The sequence below is a fragment of the Enterobacter cloacae complex sp. IR53041 genome, from assembly GCF_049238285.1.
Taxonomy (GTDB): domain Bacteria; phylum Pseudomonadota; class Gammaproteobacteria; order Enterobacterales; family Enterobacteriaceae; genus Enterobacter; species Enterobacter roggenkampii.
This window is the reverse complement of the sequence record NZ_JBMKHB010000013.1, coordinates 81,900-96,259: the sequence shown is the minus strand read 5'-3', so window position 1 is coordinate 96,259 and position 14,360 is coordinate 81,900. Positions and strand designations below refer to the sequence as shown.

General features: G+C 56.8%; 17 protein-coding genes. 11 read left to right on the top strand and 6 right to left on the bottom strand.

What is annotated here, in order from left to right:
- Window positions 1-2: 2 nt before the first annotated feature.
- The 8 genes from ACOTXF_RS11585 (at window position 3) to ACOTXF_RS11550 (ending at window position 3,664) form a co-directional block, all read left to right on the top strand.
- Window positions 3-302 carry a hypothetical protein gene (locus tag ACOTXF_RS11585; RefSeq protein ID WP_316937081.1) on the top strand — a complete coding sequence of 100 codons (300 nt, stop codon included), beginning with the start codon at window positions 3-5 and terminating at the stop codon, window positions 300-302.
- Window positions 299-1,120, top strand: coding sequence for a PD-(D/E)XK nuclease-like domain-containing protein (locus ACOTXF_RS11580; protein ID WP_316937082.1), 822 nt, complete (start codon window positions 299-301; stop codon window positions 1,118-1,120). The genes ACOTXF_RS11585 and ACOTXF_RS11580 overlap by 4 nt, the downstream gene beginning before the upstream one ends.
- The gene (locus tag ACOTXF_RS11575) at window positions 1,117-2,058 is read left to right on the top strand and encodes a RecT family recombinase (RefSeq protein WP_316937083.1); all 942 of its coding nucleotides are present in this window, start codon (window positions 1,117-1,119) and stop codon (window positions 2,056-2,058) included. The genes ACOTXF_RS11580 and ACOTXF_RS11575 overlap by 4 nt, the downstream gene beginning before the upstream one ends.
- Window positions 2,059-2,107: 49 nt before the next feature.
- Window positions 2,108-2,371: a helix-turn-helix transcriptional regulator gene (locus ACOTXF_RS11570; protein WP_048982975.1), complete on the top strand. Its 264-nt coding sequence runs from the start codon at window positions 2,108-2,110 to the stop codon at window positions 2,369-2,371.
- A 109-nt stretch (window positions 2,372-2,480) separates the two neighbouring features.
- The gene (locus tag ACOTXF_RS11565) at window positions 2,481-2,777 is read left to right on the top strand and encodes a PerC family transcriptional regulator (protein ID WP_032634921.1); all 297 of its coding nucleotides are present in this window, start codon (window positions 2,481-2,483) and stop codon (window positions 2,775-2,777) included.
- Window positions 2,770-2,928 (top strand): DUF1317 family protein, encoded by a 159-nt coding sequence (locus ACOTXF_RS11560; protein WP_270588774.1) that lies wholly within the window; start codon window positions 2,770-2,772, stop codon window positions 2,926-2,928. Before ACOTXF_RS11565 ends, ACOTXF_RS11560 begins: the two co-directional genes overlap by 8 nt.
- Window positions 2,925-3,116 carry a DUF1382 family protein gene (locus ACOTXF_RS11555; protein WP_270588775.1) on the top strand — a complete coding sequence of 64 codons (192 nt, stop codon included), beginning with the start codon at window positions 2,925-2,927 and terminating at the stop codon, window positions 3,114-3,116. Before ACOTXF_RS11560 ends, ACOTXF_RS11555 begins: the two co-directional genes overlap by 4 nt.
- Complete coding sequence (locus tag ACOTXF_RS11550) at window positions 3,113-3,664, top strand: phage N-6-adenine-methyltransferase (protein ID WP_247169859.1); 552 nt, start codon at window positions 3,113-3,115, stop codon at window positions 3,662-3,664. The genes ACOTXF_RS11555 and ACOTXF_RS11550 overlap by 4 nt, the downstream gene beginning before the upstream one ends.
- Here ACOTXF_RS11550 and ACOTXF_RS11545 read toward each other — a convergent pair.
- From ACOTXF_RS11545 to guaB, 3 genes are all read right to left on the bottom strand, one after another.
- Complete coding sequence (locus tag ACOTXF_RS11545) at window positions 3,661-4,914, bottom strand: tyrosine-type recombinase/integrase (protein ID WP_270588778.1); 1,254 nt, start codon at window positions 4,912-4,914, stop codon at window positions 3,661-3,663. The two genes, ACOTXF_RS11550 and ACOTXF_RS11545, sit on opposite strands and share 4 nt — an antisense overlap.
- Before the next feature lie 192 nt (window positions 4,915-5,106).
- Window positions 5,107-6,684 carry a glutamine-hydrolyzing GMP synthase gene (guaA, locus tag ACOTXF_RS11540; RefSeq protein WP_008502126.1) on the bottom strand — a complete coding sequence of 526 codons (1,578 nt, stop codon included), beginning with the start codon at window positions 6,682-6,684 and terminating at the stop codon, window positions 5,107-5,109.
- A 67-nt stretch (window positions 6,685-6,751) separates the two neighbouring features.
- Window positions 6,752-8,218 carry an IMP dehydrogenase gene (guaB, locus tag ACOTXF_RS11535; protein ID WP_008502128.1) on the bottom strand — a complete coding sequence of 489 codons (1,467 nt, stop codon included), beginning with the start codon at window positions 8,216-8,218 and terminating at the stop codon, window positions 6,752-6,754.
- A gap of 158 nt (window positions 8,219-8,376) precedes the next feature.
- Here guaB and xseA point away from each other — a divergent pair, with 158 nt between their 5' ends.
- Genes xseA through ACOTXF_RS11520 form a run of 3 tightly spaced genes read left to right on the top strand, consistent with a single transcriptional unit; the run spans window position 8,377 to window position 11,179 of the window.
- Window positions 8,377-9,750 (top strand): exodeoxyribonuclease VII large subunit, encoded by a 1,374-nt coding sequence (gene xseA, locus ACOTXF_RS11530; RefSeq protein ID WP_232926722.1) that lies wholly within the window; start codon window positions 8,377-8,379, stop codon window positions 9,748-9,750.
- 58 nt (window positions 9,751-9,808) lie between these two features.
- The gene (locus tag ACOTXF_RS11525; RefSeq protein ID WP_025912812.1) at window positions 9,809-10,828 is read left to right on the top strand and encodes a M4 family metallopeptidase; all 1,020 of its coding nucleotides are present in this window, start codon (window positions 9,809-9,811) and stop codon (window positions 10,826-10,828) included.
- On the top strand, window positions 10,829-11,179 hold the full coding sequence (locus ACOTXF_RS11520) for a protealysin inhibitor emfourin (protein WP_023294287.1): 351 nt from the start codon (window positions 10,829-10,831) through the stop codon (window positions 11,177-11,179).
- On the opposite strand, the gene ACOTXF_RS11515 is transcribed toward ACOTXF_RS11520, so the two are convergent.
- From ACOTXF_RS11515 to ACOTXF_RS11505, 3 genes are read right to left on the bottom strand one after another with little or no spacing between them, the layout of a single operon-like run.
- Window positions 11,176-11,397, bottom strand: coding sequence for a zinc ribbon domain-containing protein (locus tag ACOTXF_RS11515; protein ID WP_023325863.1), 222 nt, complete (start codon window positions 11,395-11,397; stop codon window positions 11,176-11,178). The two genes, ACOTXF_RS11520 and ACOTXF_RS11515, sit on opposite strands and share 4 nt — an antisense overlap.
- A gap of 50 nt (window positions 11,398-11,447) precedes the next feature.
- Complete coding sequence (locus ACOTXF_RS11510; protein ID WP_232926724.1) at window positions 11,448-12,482, bottom strand: oxidoreductase; 1,035 nt, start codon at window positions 12,480-12,482, stop codon at window positions 11,448-11,450.
- Between the two features lie 57 nt (window positions 12,483-12,539).
- Window positions 12,540-14,084, bottom strand: a complete 1,545-nt coding sequence (locus tag ACOTXF_RS11505) for a peptide MFS transporter (RefSeq protein WP_232926726.1) — start codon at window positions 14,082-14,084, stop codon at window positions 12,540-12,542.
- Between the last annotated feature and the right edge of the window lie 276 nt (window positions 14,085-14,360).

Below are 14,360 nucleotides of genomic sequence, written 5' to 3'. Positions count from 1 at the left end.
GTATGAACATTCAGCAGATCAATAACCTGAAAAGCATCATGACCAGCATCGACAGCGACTACCAGCTGAGCCAGTTGCACTACGAGCGCCAGGTAGAGCTGATCGATGCTATTAAGCACCACCAGCTGCAGAAACCTTTCTACGAGCTGGAGCGCAAAGGCGTGCGCACCGAGATTCTTGAAGAGCTGATGATGAGCCCGGAGTTTGAAGAAACTCTCGCTGCATTCCAGAGCGCGCTCACCAGCATCATCGCTAAGTGGGATCTGGCTGACCAGCTTGACACGGCGAGGAACGCGGCATGAAGCCAGGCATTTATTTCGACATCAGCAACGAGGATTACCACGCAGGCGACGGCGTGAGTAAGTCGCAACTGGATATGGTTGCGTTGAGCCCGGCCCTGTTGCAGTGGCAGAAGGCAGCACCGGTCGACACCGAAAAGCTGAAGGCGCTGGATATGGGTACTGCCCTGCACTGCCTGCTGCTGGAGCCGGAAGAATTCGATAAGCGTTTTATTGTGGCGCCGCAGTTCAACCTCAGAACCAATCAGGGGAAAGCAGATCAGGAAGCCTTCCTGAAAGATGTTGAGAACATGGGCATGACGGTGATGGATGCCGAACAGGGCCGCAAGCTGAAACTTATGCGCGACAGCGCGATGGCACACCCGGCTGCGCGCTGGCTGCTTGAAGCGGAAGGTTTCTGCGAAGCATCGCATTACTGGACGGATCCTGAGACTGGCGAACTGTGCCGCATTCGCCCAGATAAGCGCCTGAAGAATCATCCGGTTCTGCTGGACGTGAAGAAGGTTGCAGACATGGAGAGGTTCGCCCGCCACATCGAGGAATTCCGGTACCACGTTCAGGATGCCATGTACCGCGAAGGCGCGCAGCAGACCACCGGAGAACCTCACGGATTCTTCTTCCTGGCAGTGAGCGAAACCATCGACTGCGGGCGCTACCCGGTTCGTGTGTTTGAACTGGATGCGCTGGACGTAGATGCCGGGCACACACTGTTCCGCCTGGATCTGAATACCTACCACCAGTGCCGGGAGTCAGGCGAATGGGGTGGATTTGAAATTATTAAACGCCCTGAGTGGGCACGCAAACAGGATATGTACGTATGAGCAACGACATCGCAAACATCAATGCACCAGTAGACACGGCAATCGCTGGAACTGCTGCAACAATTTTCAGCCCTGAGGGTTTGAACCAACTGATGAAGTTCGCCGAAGTTATGGCACAAAGCCGTGTGGCGGTACCTGCTCACCTCGCCGGGAAGCCAGCTGATTGCATGGCTGTAGCAATGCAGGCTGCGCAGTGGGGAATGAACCCGTTCGCCGTGGCACAGAAAACTCATGTTGTGAGCGGAACGCTAGGCTATGAAGCCCAGTTGGTAAACGCAGTTATCTCAACCATGTCCCCAACAAAAGATCGCATCAACTATGAGTGGTTCGGTCCGTGGGAACGCGTGATCGGAAAGTTTGTTGAGAAAACATCCAAAAACGGCAACCCATATATCGCACCTGGATGGACCCTTAAAGACGAAGAAGGCTGCGGTGTTCGCGTATGGGCAACCATGAAGGGAGAGGATCAGCCTCGAGTGCTTGAGTTAATGCTGTCTCAGGCTCAGGTAAGAAACTCCACGCTTTGGGCAAGCGATCCGAAACAACAGCTAGCATACCTGGCGACAAAACGCTGGTCACGCCTGCATTGCCCAGACGTCATTATGGGCGTGTACACCCCTGACGAATTGCAGGAGACAGCGCCGCGCGTTGAGCGCGATATCACGCCAGTACCGGCCACCGCATCAGGCATGAACAAGCTGATCAACTCCAAGCCTGAACAGCACCAGGAAGAGAAACAAAAGGGCAGTGATGACCGCGATCCGGAAGAAATACTGTACGCATTCACTGACGCAGCGATGAACTACAACACGCTGAAGGATCTCGATAAGGCATACAAATACGTTGCCAGCAAGCTCGCCAATGATGATGACCGACTGGCTAAAGCCACTGACGTGTACACCATCCGCCGCGATGAGCTGAACGAAGTCCCTATGTAATCACCACCGTGGCGCCACGGCGCCACACCTGCAACCAAGAGAGGTATTTATGAAAGGTGCATTGAGTAAGAAAAAACTCCTTGAGGTGGTGCCACTGTCATGGAGCACGATTGACAGACTGGAGCGTGATGGCGAATTCCCTAAACGCTGGTACATCACTGATGGGAAAGTGGCATGGACCCAGGAAGAAGTGGAGAAGTGGCTTGACGATCGCAGAAAGAACAGCCCGGACGAATTCCAGGGAAAAAAGCCACCGGTTGAGCTGCGGAAGTATCGGCCAGTGAAGGGTGCATCAGTGAGTGCAGCAGCATGACGGAGCTGAAGAAGCATATCGGAAGATGGTCAGATGTGTACATGTGTCTGGCCGTGGTCGCCTACCTGATGTGGCTAGCGGCGGTAATCAGTTTAGAGGTCAGGATCAGATGAAAAAGACGAAGCTTGAGCGCTATCACGAAGACTACGTGTCGCAGCGCCGTGTTGAAAGAGTGGTGGCAGTAACGCCGGAAGCAATGGAGATCGAAAGCCGGGCCATCGAGCGCGAGCGCCGCGGGCACTACCGAATCGCAGCCCGTCTCTGGCTACAGTGCCTGGATGCGGCTGTTGGTGAAGTTGAGCGCGCCCGTATCGCGGTGCGCCGACAGCAGTGCATCACCAAAGGGAACCGCACACCGCATCTGGACTACAGCGGGATCGGATGTCGCGGGGTGGTTTATGACTAACCCGCACGACGGGATCACCGTGGGCAGTGTGACGCTGCCCTATTCCATCATTCGCCGTGGATGGGTAGCACCGAACGGCGACGTTATCAGAAACCCATTGAAGGCTCAGCGCCTGGCTGAGCTGATGAACAACGAGAAGGTGGCGGCATGAACAAAGCATCACCAGCAGATTTAAGAAAGTGCCTCGAGGCTGCAAATATGCTCGCCTCGTTCGGCATCCGATTTGTTCCAATGCCAGCAGCCACAGACGCGGAGTACGCAATGCTGTCCGCAATGTTTATGGATAAGCTGGAGTCTCTTGCTGTAGAATCTGAGAAGTCGGAAGGCGGTGAAGCATGACTGATTTCGCCGGAAGTAATACGCCAGCTGATCAGCGTGATTTATGGCGCACGCCACCAGCTATCTTCTCAGCGCTAGATGCCGAGTTCTGCTTCCAGTTGGATGCAGCCGCGGCGCCACATAACGCACTGTGCCGCAAGTTCATCACTGTCGAGCAGAACACCCTGGAAACGCCATGGGCTGATTACCTAAATGTTCCTGGCTACGTCTGGATGAATCCGCCGTACAGCGACATTATGCCGTTCGTAAAGAAGGCCGCAGTCGAAAGCGCTAATCAGATCGGCACTGTCATGCTGGTTCCGGCAGACACATCGGTTGGCTGGTTCAAAGAGGCAATCCAGACCGCCAGCGAGGTTCGATTCATCACCGCCGGGAGGCTGGCATTTATTAATCCGGTCACCGGCAAACCAGTATCAGGAAATAACAAAGGATCCTTACTGCTCATCTGGAAGCCATACCCGAGAACCCATTGCGAGTTTACAACGGTTGAACGCGATACTCTTATGGCATATGGCAACTCCCGCCTGGCAAGACGGGAGGCAGCTTAATCCTTTCCTTCCAACCACTTCTCAAATTTAGACGGGGAGAACGGCACCAGATCGGTGTGCTCCCCGTTAATCCAGGCATCAACCATATCCGCCCACTGCTGCAACATATAGGCGCGCTGACGGGCATACTCCGCTTTGTTGTACACCGCACGCACGCCCTTCTGCTCATGAGCCTGCGCCTTCTCTATCCAGTCTGACGGATAATCCGCTTCGTGCAGCAACGTGCTGGCCGTCCGCCGCAGGTCATGTACGGTGAAATCCTGTATTTTCTCGCCGTCTTTGTTTATGGTTTCCACGGTCCGGTCTATCAGCGAGTTCAGCGCGGCATTCGATAATGGTTTGCGGAAGTTGTAGCGACCGGGCACCAGGTATTCACTGCCACCAGCACACATCTGCAAGCCGACCAGCAGATCCTGCGCCTGCTTCGGCAGGTAAATCACATGCGCGCGCCTGGCCTTCATTCGGTCTGCTGGGATCGTCCATGTCCAGTTCTTGAAATCGATCTCCTGCCATGTCGCGTAAGTGAATTCGCTTTTTCTAACCAACGTCAGCAGCACCAACTTCAGCGCCATCTTCATGGTGCCCATAGCGCCGACGTCATCCAGCGCGCGGAAGAATATGCCGATCTCCTCAGGCGACAGCGTCCTTTCGCGCGCCCTAAACATGGCAATTGATGATGGCTTAATGTCGGCCGCCGGATTGAACAGGCCGTGCCCGCGGTCGTTGGCGTACCTGTATACGCTGCTGATTATCTCCCTGACCTGAATCGCAGTCGCCCGGCCGCCACGCTCTACGATACGATCGCACAGGTCTCGCACCACTCTGGTGGTGATCTCAGTCATCATCTTGTTGCCGAGAGCCGGAATGATATCCCGTTCAATCACCGCCTGCTTCATGGCGCGGGTGCTGTCGGCCAGGGTGACGTGTTTCATGTAGGCGTCGGTATATACCGCGAATGTTTCGGCACCGGCGATCTGCCTGATACCGTCACGCTTCGCCGCAGCTGGCGACTGGCCTGCCTTCAGCAGCTTTTTGGCGGCAATGAGTTCCTCGCGTGCCTCCGCCAGGCTGATACCGTCACGACCGTACTGGCCAATCACCAGGGTTTCCCGGCGGCCGTTAATGCGGTAGTCGTAGCGGAACGAGACAGAGCCTGACGTGAGCACGGCGACATACAGCCCGTCACGGTCGGAAACCTTATACAGTTTCTCCTGCGGCTTGAGGTTTTTCAGTTTGGTATCGGTAAGCACAATTCACCCGTAATGCATCCATGTTTTTGTCGGTATGAGAGTATACCTTTCGGGTAATACCGTCACCTGTACCGTCGAAAAATGTGGTGTAGATTGAATAGATATGAGTAGATATAAACAAAAACCCTCTGTGATTACAGAGGGTTAGAGATGAGATTGAATAGATATGATGTTCTATGAACTAGCTATACATCATTCCCACTCAATCGTAGCCGGTGGCTTACCGCTGATGTCATACACCACGCGGGAAATGCCGTTCACTTCGTTGATAATGCGGTTAGACACGCGGCCCAGGAAGTCATACGGCAGGTGCGCCCAGTGCGCGGTCATGAAGTCGATGGTTTCCACCGCACGCAGGGAAACAACCCAGTCGTACTTACGGCCATCGCCCATTACGCCGACGGAGCGAACCGGCAGGAACACGGTGAATGCCTGGCTTACTTTGTTGTACAGGTCAGCTTTGTGCAGCTCTTCGATGAAGATCGCGTCCGCACGACGCAGCAGGTCGCAGTACTCTTTCTTCACTTCACCCAGCACGCGCACGCCCAGACCCGGACCCGGGAACGGGTGGCGGTAGAGCATGTCGTACGGCAGACCCAGTTCCAGACCGATCTTACGCACTTCGTCTTTGAACAGCTCGCGCAGCGGTTCAACCAGGCCCATCTTCATCTCTTTCGGCAGGCCGCCCACGTTGTGGTGAGATTTGATGACGTGTGCTTTACCGGTTGCGGAGGCCGCAGATTCAATCACGTCAGGGTAGATGGTACCCTGCGCCAGCCACTTCACGTCGTCCAGCTTCAGCGCTTCTTCGTCGAACACTTCAACGAACACGCGGCCGATGATCTTACGTTTCGCTTCCGGATCGTTCTCGCCTTTCAGCGCGTCCAGGAAGCGCTGCTCGCCTTCCACGTGAACGATGTTCAGACCGAAGTGGTCGCCGAACATGTCCATAACCTGCTGGGCTTCGTTCAGACGCAGCAGGCCGTTGTCCACGAAGACGCAGGTCAGGTTTTTGCCGATGGCGCGGTGCAGCAGCATCGCGGTCACGGAGGAGTCCACGCCGCCGGAGAGGCCGAGGATCACTTTGTCATCGCCAACCTGCTGGCGGATACGCTCAACGGCGTCGTCGATAATTTTTGCCGGGGTCCACAGGGCTTCACACTGGCAGATGTCGCGCACGAAGCGCTCCAGCATGCGCATACCCTGACGGGTGTGGGTCACTTCCGGGTGGAACTGCACGCCGTAGAAACGTTTTTCTTCGTTCGCCATGATGGCAAACGGGCAGCTCTCGGTGCTGGCAACGGTCACGAAGTCAGACGGGATAGCGGTGACTTTGTCGCCGTGGCTCATCCACACGTCCAGCAGCGGTTTGCCGTCTGCGGTCAGGGAGTCTTCGATACCGCGCACCAGCGCGCTGTCGTTAACCACTTCAACCTGCGCATAGCCGAACTCGCGCTCGCTGGAGCCTTCTACGTGGCCGCCCAGCTGCATGGCCATGGTCTGCATACCGTAGCAAACGCCGAATACCGGCACGCCAGCTTCGAATACGTACTGCGGCGCGCGCGGGCTGTTTTCTTCGGTGGTGCTTTCCGGGCCGCCGGACAGGATGATGCCGCTTGGATTGAATTCGCGAATCTGTGCTTCCGTGACATCCCACGCCCACAGCTCACAGTAAACGCCCAGTTCACGCACGCGACGCGCCACCAGCTGAGTGTACTGAGAACCAAAGTCCAGGATGAGAATGCGATGTTTATGAATGTTTTCCGTCATTGACGCTAATTCCGAGGCAAGTGAAACAAAAACAGAGCGCCCGGCAGAAGCCGGGCGCGGAAATTAATCAGGAGCCCAGACGGTAGTTCGGGGACTCTTTGGTGATCGTCACGTCGTGAACGTGGCTCTCCTGGATACCCGCACCGCTGATGCGTACGAATTCCGCTTTAGTACGCAGCAGGTCAATGGTACCACAGCCGGTCAGACCCATACAGGAGCGCAGGCCGCCCATCTGCTGGTGAATGATCTCTTTCAGACGGCCTTTATAGGCAACGCGACCTTCGATACCTTCCGGCACCAGTTTGTCTGCGGCGTTATCGGTCTGGAAGTAACGGTCAGAGGAACCTTTGGACATCGCGCCCAGGGAACCCATACCGCGGTAAGATTTGTAAGAACGGCCCTGGTAGAGTTCGATTTCGCCCGGGGATTCTTCGGTACCGGCCAGCATGGAGCCTACCATCACCGCCGCTGCGCCCGCAGCGATCGCTTTCGCGATGTCGCCAGAGAAGCGGATACCGCCGTCAGCAATAACCGGAATACCGGTGCCTTCCAGCGCTTCAACCGCGTCAGACACCGCGGTGATCTGCGGAACGCCCACGCCGGTCACGATACGCGTGGTACAGATAGAGCCAGGACCGATACCCACTTTCACCGCGCTGCAGCCAGCGTCAGCCAGCGCACGAGCGCCTGCGCCAGTAGCTACGTTACCGCCGATGATCTGCAGGTCAGGGTATTTGGCACGGGTATCACGGATACGCTGCAGAACGCCTTCGGAGTGGCCGTGAGAGGAGTCAATCAGCAGGACGTCAACGCCCGCGGCAACCAGCGCGTCAACGCGCTCTTCGTTACCGGCACCTGCGCCTACCGCAGCGCCTACGCGCAGACGGCCATGCTCGTCTTTACAGGCGTTAGGCTTACGTTCTGCTTTCTGGAAATCTTTAACGGTGATCATGCCGCGCAGGTGGAAGTTGCTGTCAACAACCAGCGCTTTTTCAACGCGTTTTTCGTGCATTTTTGCCAGCACCACGTCGCGGGTTTCACCTTCGCGAACGGTAACCAGACGCTCTTTTGGCGTCATGTACACGCTGACAGGCTGGTTCAGGTCAGTCACGAAACGCACGTCACGACCGGTAATAATACCGACCAGTTCGTTCTCTTCGGTCACCACCGGGTAACCGGCGAAGCCGTTACGCTCGGTCAGGGCTTTCACTTCGTGCAGGGTGGTGGTTGGCAGAACGGTCTGTGGATCGGACACGATGCCGGATTCATGTTTCTTCACGCGGCGAACTTCTTCTGCCTGACGTTCGATAGACATGTTTTTGTGAATAAATCCAATGCCACCTTCCTGTGCCAGGGCAATTGCCAGGCGCGCTTCAGTCACGGTGTCCATTGCCGCAGAGAGCATAGGAATGTTCAGGCGAATGGTTTTCGTCAACTGCGTGCTGAGATCGGCAGTATTCGGCAGAACGGTGGAATGAGCGGGAACGAGGAGGACGTCGTCAAACGTCAGTGCTTCTTTAGCGATACGTAGCATGGGCAATATCTCTGACCTGGGTGGTTAAATATTGCCGTGGCATTATACAGAGCGTAACCGATTGCATCTACACTTTTTTATAAAAAAGCTTGCGATTGCCTCTCAGCAGGTTACTATCGACTGAATAACTTGCTGATTTAGAATTTGATCCCGCTCACATGTTATCCTCTCAATCCCCCTCAATTTATACCGTCAGCCGCCTTAATCAGACGGTGCGTTTGCTGCTTGAGCAGGAAATGGGGCAGGTCTGGATCAGCGGTGAAATCTCTAACTTCACGCAGCCCTCCTCCGGCCACTGGTACTTTACGCTAAAAGACGATACCGCCCAGGTGCGCTGTGCGATGTTCCGCAACAGCAACCGCCGCGTGACGTTCCGTCCACAGCACGGCCAGCAGGTTCTGGTGCGCGCCAATATCACCCTGTATGAGCCGCGCGGTGATTATCAGATTATCGTCGAGAGCATGCAGCCTGCGGGCGAAGGTCTGCTGCAGCAGAAGTACGAACAGTTAAAGGCTAAGCTCTCGGAAGAGGGACTTTTCGACCAGCAGTTCAAAAAGCCGCTGCCCTCGCCTGCCCACTGCGTGGGGGTCATCACCTCGAAAACCGGTGCGGCACTGCACGATATTTTGCACGTTCTGAAGCGTCGCGACCCTTCCCTCCCCGTCATTATCTACCCGACCGCCGTGCAGGGTGACGATGCGCCGGGGCAGATTGTGCGCGCCATAGCGCTGGCGAACGCGCGTCAGGAGTGCGACGTCTTAATCGTCGGACGCGGCGGCGGCTCGCTGGAAGACTTGTGGAGCTTTAACGACGAGCGCGTGGCGCGGGCAATCTTTGCCAGCCTTATCCCCGTGGTGAGCGCCGTCGGCCACGAAACGGACGTGACGATCGCCGATTTTGTCGCGGATCTCCGCGCGCCGACGCCGTCCGCGGCGGCGGAAGTGGTCAGCCGCAACCAGCTGGAGCTGCTGCGTCAGATCCAGAGCGGCCAGCAGCGTCTGGAGATGGCGATGGACTACTACCTCGCCAACCGGACCCGGCGCTTTACCCAGCTTCATCACCGTCTACAGCAGCAGCACCCGCAGCTGCGCCTGGCGCGTCAGCAGACCGTACTGGAGCGCCTGCGCCAGCGCATGAACGTGGCGATGGACACCCAGATCAAGCGCGCGGTGTCGCGCCAGCAGCGCGTGACGCAGCGTCTGAACCAGCAGAATCCGCAGCCGAAAATTTATCGTGCGCAAACGCGGATTCAGCAGCTGGAGTACCGTCTGGCGGAAAATCTCCGCGCGCGACTGAGCACGACCCGGGAACGCTTTGGCAATGCGGTGACCCACCTTGAAGCGGTCAGCCCCCTCTCCACGCTGGCGCGCGGCTATAGCGTGACGACGGCAACGGACGGCAAGGTGCTGAAGCAAACTAAACAGGTGAATACCGGCGATGTGCTGACGACGCGTCTGTCAGACGGCTGGGTAGAAAGCGAAGTGAAATCAATTAAACCGGTGAAAAAGACGCGTCAGCGTAAAACCGGATAATTCTTCGCCGGTTACTTACTATACTGCTGCTATTCCCTTTTTTAATAAGGAGAGCAGCATGCCCCATCTTCATAGCGTTATTCCCCCGTATATTCTTCGTCGTATTATCGAAAGCGGTTCCGAACCGCAGCAGCGCTGTGCCCGCCAGACCTTAACCCACGTCCAGACGCTGATGGCCCATATGCCGGGCAAACCCGCCGCGCCGCACGTGAATAAAGCCGGACAGCTGGAGCGTGATATCTACGACGCGAAGCAGACCCAGGAGCTACCTGGTACGCAGGTGCGTTATGAAGGTCAGCCGTCGAACGGCGATGTGGCGGTAGACGAAGCGTACGAGTATTTGGGTATTACCCATGATTTCTTCTGGAAGGAATATCAGCGCGATTCGCTCGATAACAAAGGGCTTATTTTAACCGGCACCGTTCACTACGGTCGGGAATATCAGAACGCCTTCTGGAACGGTCAGCAGATGGTATTTGGCGACGGCGACGGGGAAATATTTAACCGCTTTACCATCGCCATAGACGTCGTGGCGCATGAGTTGAGCCACGGCGTGACCGAGACCGAAGCCGGGCTTATCTACTTTGAGCAGTCCGGCGCGCTGAACGAGTCGCTGTCGGACGTGTTTGGCTCACTGGTGAAGCAGTACCATTTGAAGCAAACCGCCGATAAAGCAGACTGGCTGATTGGTGAAGGGCTGCTGGCAAAAGGCATCAACGGCAAAGGGCTGCGCTCGATGTCTGAACCGGGCACCGCCTACAACGATCCGCTGCTCGGCAAAGACCCGCAGCCTGCACACATGAAGGATTTCATCAAAACGCGCGAGGATAACGGCGGCGTGCACTTGAACTCCGGCATCCCCAACCGGGCATTTTATCTGGCCGCGACGGCGATCGGCGGTTACGCCTGGGAAAAAGCGGGTTATGCCTGGTACGACACGGTTTGCGATCGCAATCTGGCGCAGGATGCGGATTTTGAGGCCTTCGCAAAACTGACGGTAGCACACGGAGAAAAACGCTCCGGCGGTGACGTTGGGGCGGCCATAAAACAAGCCTGGGAACAGGTGGGAGTGTTGTAAATGCAGGTTCCGGAACTGACGGATGACGCCGTGGTTGAGCTGGCCCGGGAAGGCGGCGTCGCTTTTATTCCCAAGCTGAGCGGCCAGCGCACCATCGCGCTCTCCTCGCTCAATGAGGCCCAGCGCCAGCGCCTGGTGAGCATCCTCGAGCAGGCCTTCCCGCGCGGCCAGCCGCCCGGACAAGTCTCTTCCCCCGGCAGCGGCGACCAGCGCTATTTCCGCATCCAGATTATCTGGACCGGGCAAAATCAGGCGCACTACGCAGATATCATCGTGCTGGTGCCGGAGCAGGAAGCTCCCGAGTCGCTGGTCGAGCTGTGGAAGAAAGGCGAAGGCTGCGTGTGTGATTAACCTTCGGTCCGAACAAACTCCACGCGTTTTTTAGAGATAAGACCGTGGCCGTTCTGGCAGAAGTAGTCCACCGCCCCGCAGGCTTTTAAGACCTGGAGTGGCTGATGGCACTCCGGGCAGCGGGCTTCAAGCGCAATATCCTTATTACAGCTCTCGCAGTGTGCCACCCCGTTCAGGGGCTCAAGCGGTGCCTGGCAATCCGGGCAGGTAATCGTCATGGTGACTCCTTAAAAGCATTCTGGTCTGCGATCATTTTACCACGTCGCGTTCAGTGCGGGCCACGCAGCTGTTGCTGCAAGGTCAGCAGCAGCTCAACTTCCTCGATTCGGCGACGCGTCGTGCGGCTCACCTCGTGCGGATCCCGTTCAAAAAGACTGCTGGTGCCCAGAATGTGTCCGGCAAGACAATGCTCGTAGAGTGTCCCGGGGATATGCCAGCGCTCAATATCCTTACCCTCAATCAGCTCAAGCACATCCTCCGCGCCGCGCCGGTCGTGGCTGATGATGCGCCCGTCGCGCAAACAGAGCCGTAATCCTTTTTGCCCGCCCGCGGGTCCCGCGTATTTGTTCAGCCAGATATCCACCGGCACGCCGCTGATGCGGCCCTGAAGATGCGCCTCGCCCTCCGCCGTGGACAGGTCGCCTTTTGCGATAGCGCGGCCCAGGCGGTCTTTAGCCGTGACGACCTGCAGGGTCATATCATCACTTCCGCCCAGATAACGCACCGTTTCGCGCAGCATCGCCAGCACGTGCGTACCGATATCCAGGATTACGCCGTCCGGGTGGCGAAGCATACGCGCGTCCGGCTCGCCGGTAGCAAAGTTAAGCGCGATGGGTTCTCCTGCGGCGTTAACTCCGCTCGGTTCCTGCAAAAAGCCGTCGATTTTGACGATGTCAGAGACACTGCCAACCTGCGACCGGTTTACCGTTTCGATGCGCGCCATCCAGTGATCGAGCGCCAGCACGCGGGAAGCAGCGTCGGGGTTTGCCAGCAGCGCGTTGAGCTTTTCGATTTGGGGAAGCGTGGCGACGATCGGTTTTTCAATCACAATCCGCGGAACGGCCGAGGCTATGGCCTGTTCCAGCACCTCGAGGTGGTGCAGCGATGCGGTGGTAATAAAAAGAGTATCAAGCGGTACGCCGAGAAGTTCCGTAAGCGAAGCGCAGCACGTGACGCCTTCAGGCTGCCTGGTGGGGAGAACATCAAATCCAAAACAATGAACAGTGTGACCAAAAAGGCGACGTAAGGCGGGAAGATACGCGGTTTCCACGACCGCACCAAGACCGACAAATCCTAACTGCATAGTTTCACCTCAGGGAATCGATGCCGGGGCATAACGCCGCCCCGGCAAGCCCGAGGTTTATGAGGCGTTAGCAGCCGGTTTAGTCTGCGCATTTTCCAGCATGCGGCGTACTGGAACAATGAGGACGATCAGTACCGCGGCACAAATCAGCAGCGCGACGGAGCAGCGCGCAAAGAGATCCGGCTGCATATCCAGCTGGTCGGCCTTCACGTGGCCGCCAATCAGACCCGCCGCCAGGTTACCCAGCGCGCTCGCACAGAACCACAGCCCCATCATCTGGCCGCGCATTCTCTCCGGCGCCAGCAGCGTCATGGTCGCCAGGCCAATCGGGCTGAGACACAGCTCGCCGAGCGTCAGCATCAGGATACTGCCCACCAGCCAGAACGGCGATACGCCCGCCCCACCGCTGCTCAGCACGTTCTGTGCCGCCAGCATCATCAGGCCAAAGCCCGCTGCGGCACACAGGATACCGATAACAAACTTGGTGATGCTGCTCGGACGAATGTTCATGCTCGCCAGCTTCGGCCACGCCCAGCTGAACACCGGTGCCAGCAGGATGATGAACAGGGCGTTGATTGACTGGAACCACACCGCCGGGATTTCGAAATCGCCGATCATGCGGTTAGTGTAGTCGTTGGCAAACAGGTTGAACGAGGTTGGCTTCTGCTCGAACGCGGACCAGAAGAACGCCGCGGAGATCAGCAGAATAAAGCAGACCAGCAGTCTGGCGCGCTCTTTACGGTTCAGTCCTGCAAAAACAAACAGATAAATAAAGTAGAGGGCAACGGATGCCGCAATCACGTAGACCAGCACGCTGGCTACCGCGACCGGGTTAATCACAATCACACCCTGCGCAATCAGCGTCACGATCGTTGCCACGCCTGCCGCCAGCGCCAGCAGCCAGGCGCCCACGCCGTTACGCTTCACCACCGGGCTGTTCCAGGTGGAGTCGAGGCCGACTTCGCCGTCATAGCGTTTCATTGCCGGAACGGCAAACACGCGGAAGATAATCAGCGCCACCAGCATCCCGATACCGCCAATACCAAAGCCCCAGTGCCAGCCGTGGGTTTTGATCAGCCAGCCGGAAATCAGCGGGGCAATGAACGAGCCCATGTTGATGCCCATATAGAACAGCGAGAAACCGCCGTCACGGCGCGCGTCGCCTTTTTTATAAAGGGTACCGACCATTACCGAGATACAGGTCTTAAACAGCCCGGAGCCGAGCACGATGAACATCAGGCCGATAAAGAACAGGTTATTGCCCATGATGGCCGAGAGCGCAATCGACAGGTGACCGAGCGCAATCAGGATCGAACCGTACCAGACGGCTCTCTGCTGGCCGAGCCAGTTATCCGCCAGCCAGCCGCCCGGCAGCGCGGCCAGGTACATTGTACCGGCAAAGATACCGACAATCGCCGAGGCGTTTTCACGCGCCAGGCCCATCCCGCCGTCATAGACGGTGGCGGCCATAAACAGGATCAGTAACGGACGAATGCCGTAAAACGAGAAACGCTCCCACATCTCGGTGAAGAACAGGGAACTGAGCGGATACGGATGGCCGAAGAACGTTCGGCTTTCTTTTTGATTAACAGAGGATTGCATAATTCTCCCGAAAGGTATGTCGTCGTGCTTGTAAACACCAGCAGGTACGCCGGCCAGTTACGTATCTGGCCGATTTTTTACATGCGGCGAAAAGTTGGTTAACCATTTGATAACCAGGCGCTAGTTTTGTCTAGTACCGGACCCTGGACTTTAAGATGAAAATTCGACGATTGTCTACTTTCTTAGATTTAAACTTGGTTAAAAGTGAATAGTGATTGACTTCACACAGAGAAAACCGGCGGTATGAATGGGCAAAAAAAAGCCCGCGATAGTCGC